The sequence below is a fragment of the Novosphingobium meiothermophilum genome, from assembly GCF_003171715.1.
Lineage (GTDB): Bacteria > Pseudomonadota > Alphaproteobacteria > Sphingomonadales > Sphingomonadaceae > Novosphingobium > Novosphingobium meiothermophilum.
The window spans coordinates 365722-378327 of sequence record NZ_QGHL01000008.1; the positions used below are offsets into that span (position 1 = coordinate 365722).

The following is a 12606-nucleotide window of genomic DNA, read 5'->3' on the forward strand; positions in this document are numbered from 1 at the left end:
CCCCGGCATCAAGGCAGCCTATGCTGCGCGGATGAGCGCTGCGCCGCCTTCTTCGTCACAACGCTATGCCGAGCGTGCAGACGGCAGGGGGCAGCGCCTTGCCGCGATCGTCCTTGCCATCGCGCTGCATCTCGGCGTCCTGTGGGCGGTGATCCACGGATTCGGCGGCGTGCCGATTGGCGACCCTGCAGGAGAGCGGCGATTTACCGTGCAGACTTTCGACGTGCCGCTTGAACGGCCCAGTCCCTCCCCCAGCCCTACGGCTCCCGATCCTGCGGGGGCATCGGGCGAGGAAGGAAAGAAGGCGGTGGCGCGTCCGGTTGTGGCCAAGGCCCGCGTGCCTGCCCCGCCCAGCCCCGCCCCGCCGGTTGCCGCCAAGGGCGAGGACGTGCGCTCTGGCGCAGCGGCACAGGGAGAGGGCACCGGCGCGGGCGGGCAAGGTTCCGGCACGGGCAGCGGAGCAAGCGGCAGCGGCACTGGCGGCGGTCTGGCGAGAAAGGCCGAAAAGATTGCCGGCGATATCAAGTCGGCACGGGATTATCCGGCCGCCAGCCGCGACGACCGCATCGGCAAACGCGTTGTCATCGTCCTGACTGTGGGCACCGATGGCCGCGTGAGCAAGTGCCGCGTCTGGCGGCCGAGCGGTGTTCCCGATGCCGATGCCGTTACCTGCCGCCTGGCGCAGGAACGCTTCAGGTTCCGCCCCGCGACCGACAGCGAAGGCAATCCCGTGGTGTCCGAATATGGCTGGGAACAGCGGTGGTTTGCGCCATGATGGGGCAATCGCGCGCTGATCTGCGGATAAATGTCTATTCGATTTGTTGGCAATTGGCGGGATTTCTCTCTAGGGAGCAGAACTGCCGGGAGCGATGCCAGGGGTCGGGATAAGGTCACGGTTGCAACCATGCCACAAGGCATACGATGAACGAGATAGCGCCTGTCGTGATAGTGCCCGTCATTCTGTGCGGCGGAGGGGGAACCCGGCTGTGGCCGCGTTCGCGCAGGCACAAGCCCAAGCCGTTTCTTCCGCTGGTTGGAGAAACCACGCTGTTTTCCGCAACCGTGCTGCGCTGCCCTGCCGAGGAAGGCTTCGCCGATCCCATGGTGGTGACGGGCGCGGCGCATCTCGGTTTCGTGGTCGAACAGCTTCCGGACGCCGGGCGCACGCAGATCATTGTCGAGCCTGAAGGCCGCAATACTGCCGCAGCGATTGCCCTTGCCGCACTGCGCTTGCCAGCCGATGCGATCATGCTGGTCTGCCCCAGCGATCATCATATCGGCAATGTGGCGGCCTTTCGCGCGGCGGCAAGGGAAGCCGCGCGGCTGGCGGGGGATGACTGGCTCGTCTCGCTGGGAATTGCGCCAACCGCGCCGGAAACCGGCTACGGCTATCTCAGGCAAGGCGACGCTATTCCCGGCACGGCTGGCCGCAAAGTGGATCGCTTTGTCGAAAAACCCGATCTGGAGCGCGCGAAGGGCTTTCTGGCAAGCGGCGGATATGCCTGGAATGGGGGCATTTTCGCATTTCGTGCGGGCGCCTTCCTTGATGAACTGGAAAAGCATCGCCCGCAGATTGCCGCCGCGGTGCGCGCGGCCGTTTCGGCCGGACATGCCGAGGGCCAGTGCTTCTATCCCGATGCCGCGGCCTTTGCCGCCGTGCCGGGCGAATCGGTCGACTATGCCGTGATGGAAAACACCGGCCGTGCCGCGATGGTGCTTGCCGACATGGCATGGTCCGACATTGGCAACTGGCAGGCGCTGCACGAGGCGCTTGACCGCGACGGCGATGGCAATGTCATTGCCGGGCGGGCGGAACTGCGCGATTGCCGCAATGTGATGGTCATGAGCGATGGGCCGCGCGTTTCGGTCGTGGGCGCGCATGATCTCATCGTCGTGGTGGACGGCGATGAAGTGCTGGTCTGCACGCCAGAGGGCGCACAGTCCGTGGGCAAGCTGTCCGGAGCGGTGAACCAGTGATCCGTCTGGCGCGGCGGATGGTGGAAAAACCGTGGGGGGTTGAGCGCCTGCCCGCACCGTTCCCCGCGCCTGCCGATGGCCGCATCGGCGAGGTATGGTTCGATAGCCCGGCTGCCCTCGCCTCGATCCTCGTCAAGCATATCTTCACCAGCGAGAGCCTGTCGGTGCAGGTTCACCCCGATGATGCGCAAGCGGCTGCCATGGGTCAGGCGGGCGGCGGCAAGGACGAATGCTGGCTCGTCACGGATGCACGGCCGGGAGCCATGCTTGGCATCGGCTTCGTCAGGCCGGTCGATGATGCAACGATCCGGCAGGCGGCGCTGGACGGCAGCATCGAGCATCTCCTCGCATGGCATCCGGTGAAGCAGGGCGATTTCTTCTTCATCCCGGCGGGAACGGTCCATGCGATCGGAGCCGGTGTCAGCCTGATCGAGGTTCAGCAGAACAGCGACATCACCTACCGGCTCTACGATTACGGCCGGGACCGGCCCCTGCATCTCGATGAAGGTCTGGCCGTTGCGAAGGGGCTGCCCCATGATCCTGCCATGCGCCGCCATTTCGCGCCCCATGCCGGGAAGGCGCAGGAACTGATCTGCAGCAGGCACTTTGCGGTCCACCTGCTTGGCGGCCCGTTTGCCATGGAAGGATCGCTGGGCTGCGATGCACCCTGCATCATCCTGCCGCTTTCCGGCCGCGTGATGGCGGGCGATGAACCGCTGGAGCCGGGATCTGCGGGATTTCTGGCGGCAGGTGGCCCGTTCTCGCTGGACGAGGGGGCTTCGTGCCTGCTCGTCCGGGGGGCACAGAGCGCCTGAACCCCGGTTTCCGGGCAGCATTGACGCCAGATCCGGCAAAGTGATCGGCTGGTGTAATGTTATCTTGTAACATCCGTGGCGACGCTGTAGGGGGCAGGGAAAGCCCGGCACCTGTGTGACCGGGCCGGGTCAATCCGCAAAAGGACACGAACATGCGTTTGAACGCGCTCCTGGCTGCAACGGCGATCGTCAGCACCAGTGCCTCGCCCCTCCTTGCCGTTTCAGCCCATGCCGCTCCGGTCGATGCCGCCGCAGATCTGCCTGCACCCGAAGGCAGTGCCGCCGCGCCGCAGGACAATGGCGGCGGGCACAATCAGCCTTCGTCCGAAATCGTGGTCTCGGCCCCCTTTGAACGCGACCGGGAACTGGTGGCAACGGCCGTTACCGTTCTGCAGGGCGCAGACCTTCAGTTGCAGCAGCGCTCCACCATCGGTGAAACCCTTGCGCGCCAGCCTGGCGTGTCTTCCACCTTCTTTGGCCCCAATGCCTCGCGTCCGATCCTGCGCGGCCTTGATGCCGAGCGCGTGCGCGTTCTGACCGACGGGATCGGCAGCTTCGATGTGTCCAACACGTCGGTCGATCATGCCGTGGCAATCAACCCGCTGCTGGCTGACCGGATCGAGATCCTGCGCGGCCCGGCAGCACTGCTCTATGGTTCGGGCGCGATCGGCGGCGTGGTCAACATGCGCGATCTGCGCATCCCGCGCGAGGTGCCCGATACGGCGGTTCATGTCGATGCAGTGGCAGGGCTGGCATCGGCTGCAGAAGAGCGCAACATCGGCGCATCGCTGAACGCGCCGCTGGGGGGCGGGTTCGTGGCGCATCTGGATGGCAGCTTCTTCGAATCCGGCAATTACCGGACGGGCGGCTTCGTGTTCAGCCAGCCGCTGCGCGAGGAAGCCGCCGGGGAAGGCGGCGCCGTGGCTGAAGAGGCGCAGGCGCGCGGGCGTGTGCCGAACACGGCGGCGCGCACGTGGGACATTGCCGGCGGGCTGGCATGGGTGGGCCAGAGCGGTGCCAGTTTCGGCCTCGCCGTCAGCCATCTGCGCAACCGCTATGGCATCCCGAACGGCCTCGACATCGCCCACCACGATGATCACGACGCGGACCATGATGACCATGACCACGACCACGGGCATGAAGAAGATGGACACGGCCACGAGGACATCACGCTCAACATGCGCCAGACCCGCGTCGACGTGCGCGGCAGCGTGCCTCTGGGCGGGGCCTTCAAGGAGCTGAAGCTGCGCGGCGGCTGGGCGGACTACCGCCACGACGAGATCGAGGATACCGGTGCGATCGGCACCAGCTTCTTCAACCGGAGCTGGGAAGCGCGGCTTGAACTGGTGCAGGCCGAAAGCGGTGGCTGGCGCGGGGCAAGCGGGGTGCAATACTTCAGCCGCAATTTCCGCGCCGTGGGTGAAGAAGCCTACATCCCGGCTAACGAGACGAGGCAGTTCGGCCTGTTCACGCTGCAGGAGCTTGATCTTGGGGGGCTGCGCCTTGAAGGCGGCGCCCGGTATGAACATTCCAACGTGCAGTCGGCCCCGCTGGGGCGCTCGCGCACGTTCGATGCCGTATCCTTCTCGCTTGGCGGGTCGGTCGATCTGGGCAAAGGCTTCCGCTTTGCCCTCAGCGGAGCGCGCAGCGAACGCGCGCCGGGTGCGGAAGAACTCTTTGCCAATGGCGCACATGCCGCAACACGCGCCTACGAGATCGGTAATCCCGATTTCCGCAAGGAACGCCAGCTTGGCGCAGAAGCCGTGCTGCGCGGGCGGGGCGATGGCTGGCGGATCGAACTGACGGGCTTCATCAATCGCTTCGACAACTACATCTTCCTTGATCCCACCGGCGCTGAACAGGCCGGGCTTCCGGTGTTCCGATATGGTCAGGCCGATGCCCGCTTCTATGGCTTTGAAGCCGAAGGGGCGGTGCGGCTGGCGCAGATCGGCCAGACTCAGGTGGAGCTGACCGGCCTTGCCGACTACACCCGCGCCGAATTGCTGGGCGGGGGCGGCGCGGTGCCGCGCATCCCGCCGCTTCGCCTGATCGGCGGGGTGGAAGCCAATGCCAGCACGCTGGGCGGACGCATCGAGGTGGAGCATGCCGCCCCCCAACGCCGCATCGCGGCCTTCGAAACCGAAACGCCCGGCTGGACGATGGTGAACGCCAGCGTTTCGTGGAAGCCCTTCGGCGCGGCGTCCGGCACCACGCTGATGCTTCAGGCCAACAACATCTTCGATGTCGAGGCGCGCCGCCATACCAGCTTCCTCAAGGATGTGGCCCCTCTGTTCGGCCGCGACATCCGCCTGAGCGCTCGCTTCAGCTTCTGAGACGGAGTCGGCCGGGTCTGCCAGTTCACGCCGCGTAAACCTGACCCGCCGCAGGCTGCGGCCCGATCAGGTGTAGTGAGGTGAACGGTATGCGAAAGGCTTGGCTGGCTGTGCCTCTTGGCGCAGCGATCGTGGCGGCAGGGGTGGTGTCCGGGGCAGCCGAGGCCCGGCCCGGCGACCGTCTGCGCGAACGCATCGCCAAGCGCATGGAAGAGCGTGCCGAAGCTGCTGGCAGGCAGAAGCGCACGCCCGGCGCGCAGATGCTGTCCTATGGCAGCGATCCGTTGCAGATCATGGACCTGTGGGTGCCGGATGGCGCGAAGGCTGCGCCGCTTGTGCTCTATGTCCACGGCGGCGGGTGGAAGCGCGGGAGCAAGGACAGCGCCATGGGCCATGCCTTGCCGGGGCACATGCTGGAACAGGGCTATGCCTTTGCCTCGATCAACTACCGGCTGGTGCCTGCCGCCACGGTGGAGCAGCAGGCGGCTGATGTGGCGCAGGCGCTGGCCTTCGTGCTGGCGCGAGCCGACAAGCTGGGCATCGACCGCAGCCGCGTGGTCATCACCGGCCACAGCGCGGGCGCGCATCTGGTGGCGCTGGTGGGAACCGACGAGCAATATCTGCGCAAGGCCGGTCTTTCCTTCGCGGATATCGATGGGGTGATGCCCAATGATGGCGCCGCCTATGACGTGCCCGGACAGATGGCGCAGGCAGGCCCATTCATGCTCCAGACCTACCGGCAGGCGTTCGGCACCGATCCCGCCCGCCAGAAGGCGCTTTCGCCCACATTCCATGCCGCCGCGCCCAATGTGCCGCGTTTCCTGCTGCTGCACGTTCAGCGCGAGGATGGCGTGGCGCAGGCAAACGCACTGGCGGACGCGCTGAAACGCGGTGGATCAAGCGTGGAAGTGGCCAGCTTCGCGGGCACGGGCCTTCAGGGCCATGCCGAAATCAACCGCCGACTGGGCGAGCCGGACTATGCCGCCACCCCCGTCATGGACAGGTGGCTGAAGGCCGTGTTTGCCGGTTAGAGCTTCTCCGGCCCGCCTTCCCGCAGAACATGCGTGCAGCCCAGCGCGCTGGCGCTGTCGGCTTCGTTCAGCGCGGCGCGGGTGCGCCAGCCGATCGAGCGCAGACGGGCCGCCTGATCGCGGTCATGGCCGAGCGGGAGGAAAACGCAATCCTGCGCAGCCTCGCTGGCAACCAGCAGGTTGATCAGCCCGTCAGGATAGAGCGAGAAGCCGGTTGCCACCTCGTGGTGCGCGCCGCCTGCGATGCGATAGGTGCCGCCGCGCCCCACCGGGCCGCGCACACCATCGGCGTAGAGCGTGAAGCCGAACCATGTCTGGTATTCGAAACCGTGCCGTTCGCTGGGATCGAGCGTGAGGCGCGCGGTGCCGTTGAGACTGGCCGCGATTTCGCGCAGGGCTGAAATGCGGCTGGCCAAGGCTCCGCCATCGGGGGCGATAGCGGCATCGATGGCGGCCAGTTTCTCGATGGCGGTGTCAAACTCGCCCGTGGCGTAGAGCAGGGGCACATAGGCTGCTCCGCCCACATCGCGCAGGCCGCCCGCATCCTTGGTGTCCAGTTCGCGGCGCACCGCCTCGATCTGGCCGGGAGCCAGCGGAAACGCCTTTTCGGCGAGTGTATCGACCAGATCGGGCAGGGTGAAATCCACGCTCACGCCGCGCGCGCCCGCAGCTTGCAGGGCTTCCACCGCGATCGAGACGATCTCGGTTGCCGCGGCCAGATTGTCGGCGCCGATCAGTTCCGCGCCGCATTGCAGCTTTTCGCGCGCGGGGTTCAGCCCGTCGCTCTTGATGGTCAGCACCTGTCCGGCATACATCAGCCGCAAGGGGCGCGGGGCTTCGGCAAGGCGGGTCTGCGCGATGCGACCAATCTGCGGGGTATGGTCCGAACGCAGGCCCATCATCCGTAGAGAAGACGGATCGGTAAAGCGGAACATGCGGCGGCTCTGGATGCCCGCCATGCGCGCGGCGAGGCTCTTTTCGAACTCGATCATCGGCGGCAGCACGCGGTCATAGCCGTGGCCGTGCATCACGTCCTGAATGCTGCGCATCACGCGCGTGGTGGTCGCGGCCTCTGCGGGCAGGCGGTCCTCAAGCCCTTCGGGCAGAAGGCTGGAATCGACGTCGGTCATGGCCAGCGCGCTTAGCGGTTGGGGCGGCCAAAAGCAAAGGGCACCAGCAAAGAGGGGCGGGCGCATTGCTGCACCCGCCCCCGATTGCGCGCAGGGTTTGCCGGTCAGACGAACTTCAGCGCCTTGACCACGCGCACGCCCTGAATCTCGCGGGCCTTGCCCAGCACTTCCTCGCTCACCGGGCTGTCGAGCGAGAGCAGCAGCACCGCCTCGCCGCCCGCTTCGCGGCGGCCAAGGTGGAAGGTGCCGATGTTGATGCTGTTTTCGCCAAGCAAGGTGCCGATCCGGCCGATGAAGCCGGGCGCGTCGGAGTTGACGATATAAAGCATGTCGCCATCGAGATCGGCCTCGATCCCGATGCCGAAGATTTCGACAAGCCGCGGCTGGCCATTGCCGAACAGCGTGCCGGCAACCGAACGCTCACCCTGGCTGGTGCTGACGGTGACGCGCACCAGCGTGCGATATTCGCCTTCGCGGTCATGGCGCACTTCGCGCACGTCAAGCCCGCGCTCCTTGGCGAGGAACGGCGCGTTGACCATGTTCACGCTCTGCGAATACTGCTTCATCAGCCCAGCCAGCACGGCGGCGGTGATCGGCTTCTGGTTGAGCTGCGCGGCCGCGCCTTCAACCTCGATGGCGATCTTGGTCAGGTTGTCGTGCGCAAGCTGGCCCACCAGCGTGCCCAGCTTTTCGGCAAGGGCCATGTAGGGCTTGAGCTTGGGCGCTTCCTCGGCCGAAAGCGAGGGCATGTTGAGCGCGTTGGTCACGCCGCCGCTCACCAGATAATCGGCCATCTGTTCGGCCACTTGAAGCGCGACGTTGACCTGCGCTTCGGTTGTGCTGGCGCCCAGATGCGGGGTGCAGATGAAGTTGGGCGTGCCGAACAGCGGGGATTCCTTGGCCGGTTCGGTTTCGAACACGTCGAGCGCGGCGCCTGCCACGTGGCCGGAATCAAGCGCATCCTTGAGCGCGGCTTCATCGATCAGCCCGCCGCGCGCGCAGTTGATGATGCGCACGCCCTTCTTGCACTTGGCGATGTTCTCGCGGCTGAGTATGTTGCGAGTCTGGTCGGTCAGCGGCGTGTGGAGAGTGATGAAGTCCGCGCGTGCCAGCAGGGTGTCGAGATCGGCCTTTTCCACGCCCATTTCCACCGCGCGTTCGGGCGTCAGGAACGGGTCGAAGGCGATGACCTTCATTTTGAGGCCCAGCGCGCGGCTGGCCACGATCGAACCGATATTGCCCGCGCCGATGAGGCCGAGCGTCTTGCCCGTCACTTCAACGCCCATGAAGCCGTTCTTGGGCCACAGTCCCGCCTGTGTCTGGGCGTTGGCTTCGGGAATCTGGCGGGCCAGCGCGAACATCATGGCGATGGCGTGTTCGGCAGTGGTGATCGAATTGCCGAACGGGGTGTTCATCACCACCACGCCCTTCGACGAGGCATAGGGGATGTCGACGTTGTCCACGCCAATGCCAGCGCGGCCAATGACCTTGAGGTTGGTTGCGGCATCGAGGATCGCCTTCGTCACCTTGGTCGAGGAACGGATGGCAAGGCCGTCATACTCGCCAATGCGCGCGATAAGCTGTTCGGGGGTTTCGCCGGTGATCACGTCAACGTCGCAGCCCATCTCGGCGAAGATGCGGGCGGCGTTGGGGTCCATCTTGTCGGAAATGAGAACCTTGGGCTTGGTCATGTTTCGATCCAATCCATCAGAAAATTGACATCGTTCCGCTGACTGAGAGTCAGGGTGACGAATGCAAAGCGTAAGGGGCTGGCGCCACCGGAGAACCATGGCGACGCCAGGCGTGCGAGAAGGATCAGGCTGCGGCGAGTTCCGCCTTGGTCGCTTCGTATGCCCAGTCGAGCCATGGGCCGAGCGCCTCGATGTCTTCGGCATTCACGGTCGCCCCGCACCAGATGCGCAGGCCAGCCGGCGCATCGCGGTATCCGGCGATGTCGTAGGCTGCGCCCTGCTTTTCCAGAAGGCCGGCGAACTTCTTGATGAAGTCAGCATCCGCGCCTTCGACCGAGAGGCAGACCGAGGTCTTCGAGCGCGTCGCTTCGTCGGCGCACAGGTGCGAGAGCCACGGGCGCTCTTCGACGATCCTGTTCAGCGCTTCGGCATTGGCATTACTGCGCGCCTGAAGGCCCTTGAGACCGCCCAGACCCTTTGCCCATTCAAGCGCGAAGATCGCGTCTTCGACTGCAAGCATCGACGGGGTGTTGATCGTCTCGCCCTTGAAAATGCCTTCGGCCAGCTTGCCCTTGGACACGAGGCGAAACACCTTGGGAAGCGGCCATGCAGGGGTATAGGTTTCAAGCCGTTCGACCGCGCGGGGACCGAGGATCAGCACGCCATGGCCGCCTTCGCCGCCCAGCACCTTCTGCCACGAGAAGGTGGCGACGTCGATCTTCGCCCAGTCGATGTCATAGGCAAAGACGGCCGAGGTGGCATCGGCAAACGAGAGGCCCTCGCGGTCGGCCGGGATGAAATCGGCGTTGGGAACGCGCACGCCCGAAGTGGTGCCGTTCCAGGTGAACAGGACGTCGTGGCTCCAGTCGATTGCGCTGAGATCGGGGATCTGGCCGTAATCGGCGCGCAGGATCGTGGGATCGAGCTTCAATTGCTTGGCCGCATCGGTGACCCAACCTTCACCGAACGATTCCCAGGCCAGCGTGGTCACGGGGCGTGCGCCCAGCATCGTCCACATTGCCATCTCGAAAGCGCCGGTATCCGACCCCGGAACGATGCCGATGCGATGCGTATCGGGAAGCTGGAGCACCTCGCGCATCAGGTCGATGCAGTATTGCAGGCGCGTCTTGCCGATCTTGGCGCGGTGCGAGCGGCCCAGCGATTCGGTGGCGAGCTTTTCGGGGGCATATCCGGGCGGCTTGGCGCAGGGGCCGGACGAGAAGAAGGGGCGCGCAGGCTTGCGAGCCGGAACAGCAACAGTCATGTAGTCTCTCCTTGCAGAGAGCACGCGCGGCGTTGGGACCGCGTGGCCCGCTCGCCGCTCTAGTGGCGCGGGCCGATATGTCAAACGAAGTTTGCGGCTACTGGCCCAAAGTCTCGGCCAGCATGGCGGCCGTGCGCGGTCCGGACCAGTCATGCGCGCCGATCATCCGCCAGACTTCCTTGCCCTCGCGGTCGTAGAGAATGGTCGTGGGCAGCATTCCGGTCTGGTAGAAGAAGCCGAGGTTGTTTTCCCCGTCGAGCCACGGTTCAAGCCGCGCAAACTTGCGCTGGGCAAAAAGCTGGCCGACCTTGGCCGCGCCGTCGATATCCTGCGAGACCGTGAGCACGCGCAGCTTTCCGGCGTGCTGGGCGGCCAGCTTGTCGAGCATCGGCATTTCCAGCACGCAGGGGCCGCACCACGTGGCCCACAGATTGATGAGAACCGGCGTGCCTTTGAGGTCCGAAAGCCTGAGCGTCTTGCCCGAAGGGTCGGTCACGGTGAAATCGGGCATGGCCTTGCCGCGGCTGGCAATGTCCAGCGTGCCGTTGAGTTCGCCCTTCGCATCAGACTGTGCCGCAGATTCAGCAGATGCTGCGCTCGTCTGCGGTTGCGAGTCGGGCGCGGCTTGCCTATCGCACCCCGCGACGGCGAGCGCCGGGATCAGCATAACCAACACGAGCGACATTGAGGGCGGGCGGACGGACATGAGCGGCAATTCAGGCTCCAACCAGATGTGGGGCGGGCGCTTCGCAGGCGGTCCCTCGGCAATCATGCGCGAGATTAACGCCTCGATTCCCTTCGACAAGGCGCTGTGGCGACAAGACATCGCCGCGTCAAAGGCCCATGTGGACATGCTGGGCGCGCAGGGCATTGTCTCGGCCGAGGATGCCGCACTCATCTCCGATGGTCTCGACAAGGTGGCCGCCGAATACGAAGCGGAGGGGGTCCCCGAAAACTGGGACCTTGAAGACATCCACATGACCACCGAAAGCCGCCTTGCCGAACTGATCGGCCCGGCGGCTGGCCGCCTGCATACCGCGCGCAGCCGCAACGATCAGGTGGCGACCGACTTTCGCCTGTGGGTGCGCGATGCGATCGATCAGGCAGAGCTTGGTCTCAGGCAGCTGCAGGTGGCGCTGGTGGCGCGCGCGGGCGAACATGCAGACAGCATCATGCCCGGCTTCACCCATTTGCAGACCGCGCAGCCGGTCACGCTTGGCCATCACCTGATGGCCTATTACGAGATGATTGCGCGCGATCGTTCGCGCTTTGCCGATGCGCGCCGCCGCATGAACCGCAGCCCGCTTGGCTCGGCAGCGCTTGCCGGAACGGGTTTTCCCATCGACCGCTTCCGCACGGCGGCGGCGCTGGGCTTTGACGGCCCGACCGACAACAGCCTCGATTCGGTATCCGATCGCGATTTCGCGCTCGATTACCTGATGGCTGCCGCGCAATGCTCGCTGCACCTCTCGCGCCTTGCAGAGGAGTTCATCATCTGGGCCAGCCAGCCCTTCGGTTTCGTTACCCTGCCCGACAGCCTTTCAACCGGCAGTTCGATCATGCCGCAGAAGAAGAACCCCGATGCGGCCGAACTGGTGCGCGGGCATTCGGGGCGGATCGTGGGCTGCCTCACCGCGCTGATGATCACGATGAAGGGCCTGCCGCTGGCCTATTCGAAGGACATGCAGGACGACAAACCGCCGGTCTTCGAGGCGGCCTCGCTGCTGGCGCTGTCGATCGCGGCGATGACCGGGATGGTGGCCGAAGCCAAGTTCCGCACCGAACGGATGCGCGCAGCGGCCGAACTTGGCTATGCCACCGCCACCGATCTGGCTGACTGGCTGGTGCGGCAAGCGAACATCCCGTTCCGCGAAGCGCACCACATCACCGGCAGCGCGGTGAAGCTGGCCGAATCGCGCGGGGTTGCGCTCGACCAGCTTTCGCTGGACGACCTGCAAGCCATCGATCCGCGCATCGACGAACGCGTCTATGCCGCGCTTTCGGTCGAGGCGAGCGTGGCGGCGCGTTGCAGCCATGGCGGAACCGCGCCTGAAGAGGTAAGGAAGCGCGTGGCCGAAGCGCAGAGAGCGCTGGGGCTGGAGGAAACGGCTTGAAGCTCTTGCGCACCTTTCTGCCCGGCATCGTGGGCGCCCTTGCGCTGGCGGGGTGCGGCAACCGGGCCGAACTGAAGCTGGCGCCCGATCAGACGCCGCCGCCCATCCCTTATGGCCGCGAGGTTCAGCCCGGTGCGGACGATCTGCTCAAACCTCCCGCGCAGGCAGCCCCTGCGCGCAATGTCGAGCCGCGTCGCCGCTCGCAGGATCGTGAGGACGATCCTTTTGATCTGCCACCAGAAGGCTGAGAG

The 12606-nt window shown here is 65.6% G+C and carries 11 protein-coding genes; 7 read left to right on the top strand and 4 right to left on the bottom strand.

All coding sequences use genetic code 11. The features are described from left to right. The first annotated feature begins 31 nt into the window (after positions 1–31). The 5 genes from DKM43_RS10300 to DKM43_RS10320 all read left to right on the top strand — a co-directional run bounded on the left by DKM43_RS10300 (position 32) and on the right by DKM43_RS10320 (position 6156). Positions 32–775 (top strand): TonB family protein, encoded by a 744-nt coding sequence (locus tag DKM43_RS10300; protein ID WP_109798386.1) that lies wholly within the window; start codon positions 32–34, stop codon positions 773–775. A gap of 146 nt (positions 776–921) precedes the next feature. Next, positions 922–1977, top strand: coding sequence for a mannose-1-phosphate guanylyltransferase (locus tag DKM43_RS10305; RefSeq protein ID WP_109798387.1), 1056 nt, complete (start codon positions 922–924; stop codon positions 1975–1977). Continuing rightward, the gene (locus DKM43_RS10310) at positions 1974–2792 is read left to right on the top strand and encodes a class I mannose-6-phosphate isomerase (protein WP_109798388.1); all 819 of its coding nucleotides are present in this window, start codon (positions 1974–1976) and stop codon (positions 2790–2792) included. The genes DKM43_RS10305 and DKM43_RS10310 overlap by 4 nt, the downstream gene beginning before the upstream one ends. Before the next feature lie 152 nt (positions 2793–2944). Beyond that, complete coding sequence (locus DKM43_RS10315) at positions 2945–5125, top strand: TonB-dependent receptor (RefSeq protein ID WP_109798389.1); 2181 nt, start codon at positions 2945–2947, stop codon at positions 5123–5125. Between the two features lie 89 nt (positions 5126–5214). Further along, complete coding sequence (locus tag DKM43_RS10320; protein WP_109798390.1) at positions 5215–6156, top strand: alpha/beta hydrolase; 942 nt, start codon at positions 5215–5217, stop codon at positions 6154–6156. On the opposite strand, the gene DKM43_RS10325 is transcribed toward DKM43_RS10320, so the two are convergent. The 4 genes from DKM43_RS10325 to DKM43_RS10340 form a co-directional block, all read right to left on the bottom strand. After that, positions 6153–7286, bottom strand: a complete 1134-nt coding sequence (locus DKM43_RS10325) for an ATP phosphoribosyltransferase regulatory subunit (RefSeq protein WP_109798391.1) — start codon at positions 7284–7286, stop codon at positions 6153–6155. The genes DKM43_RS10320 and DKM43_RS10325 overlap by 4 nt on opposite strands. 104 nt (positions 7287–7390) lie before the next feature. Next, positions 7391–8977, bottom strand: coding sequence for a phosphoglycerate dehydrogenase (gene serA, locus DKM43_RS10330; protein ID WP_109798392.1), 1587 nt, complete (start codon positions 8975–8977; stop codon positions 7391–7393). Positions 8978–9101: 124 nt separating this feature from the next. Continuing rightward, positions 9102–10241, bottom strand: coding sequence for a phosphoserine transaminase (locus DKM43_RS10335; protein WP_109798393.1), 1140 nt, complete (start codon positions 10239–10241; stop codon positions 9102–9104). Positions 10242–10338: 97 nt separating this feature from the next. Continuing rightward, complete coding sequence (locus DKM43_RS10340; RefSeq protein WP_236632500.1) at positions 10339–10926, bottom strand: TlpA family protein disulfide reductase; 588 nt, start codon at positions 10924–10926, stop codon at positions 10339–10341. Positions 10927–10972: 46 nt separating this feature from the next. Here DKM43_RS10340 and argH point away from each other — a divergent pair, with 46 nt between their 5' ends. Together argH and DKM43_RS10350 are read left to right on the top strand one after the other, a co-directional pair. Further along, positions 10973–12355 carry an argininosuccinate lyase gene (gene argH / locus DKM43_RS10345; protein ID WP_109798492.1) on the top strand — a complete coding sequence of 461 codons (1383 nt, stop codon included), beginning with the start codon at positions 10973–10975 and terminating at the stop codon, positions 12353–12355. Continuing rightward, positions 12352–12603 (top strand): hypothetical protein, encoded by a 252-nt coding sequence (locus tag DKM43_RS10350; RefSeq protein WP_109798394.1) that lies wholly within the window; start codon positions 12352–12354, stop codon positions 12601–12603. Before argH ends, DKM43_RS10350 begins: the two co-directional genes overlap by 4 nt. Positions 12604–12606 lie beyond the last annotated feature (3 nt).

What these genes read in the sequence shown, in the direction of transcription:
- DKM43_RS10305 (WP_109798387.1), top strand. Translation starts at nt 922, where the DNA reads ATGAACGAGATAGCGCCTGTCGTGATAGTGCCCGTCATTCTGTGCGGC.
- DKM43_RS10340 (WP_236632500.1), bottom strand. Translation starts at nt 10,926, where the DNA reads ATGTCGCTCGTGTTGGTTATGCTGATCCCGGCGCTCGCCGTCGCGGGG.
- DKM43_RS10325 (WP_109798391.1), bottom strand. Translation starts at nt 7,286, where the DNA reads ATGACCGACGTCGATTCCAGCCTTCTGCCCGAAGGGCTTGAGGACCGC.
- DKM43_RS10315 (WP_109798389.1), top strand. Translation starts at nt 2,945, where the DNA reads ATGCGTTTGAACGCGCTCCTGGCTGCAACGGCGATCGTCAGCACCAGT.
- serA (WP_109798392.1), bottom strand. Translation starts at nt 8,977, where the DNA reads ATGACCAAGCCCAAGGTTCTCATTTCCGACAAGATGGACCCCAACGCC.
- DKM43_RS10335 (WP_109798393.1), bottom strand. Translation starts at nt 10,241, where the DNA reads ATGACTGTTGCTGTTCCGGCTCGCAAGCCTGCGCGCCCCTTCTTCTCG.
- DKM43_RS10300 (WP_109798386.1), top strand. Translation starts at nt 32, where the DNA reads ATGAGCGCTGCGCCGCCTTCTTCGTCACAACGCTATGCCGAGCGTGCA.
- argH (WP_109798492.1), top strand. Translation starts at nt 10,973, where the DNA reads ATGTGGGGCGGGCGCTTCGCAGGCGGTCCCTCGGCAATCATGCGCGAG.
- DKM43_RS10320 (WP_109798390.1), top strand. Translation starts at nt 5,215, where the DNA reads ATGCGAAAGGCTTGGCTGGCTGTGCCTCTTGGCGCAGCGATCGTGGCG.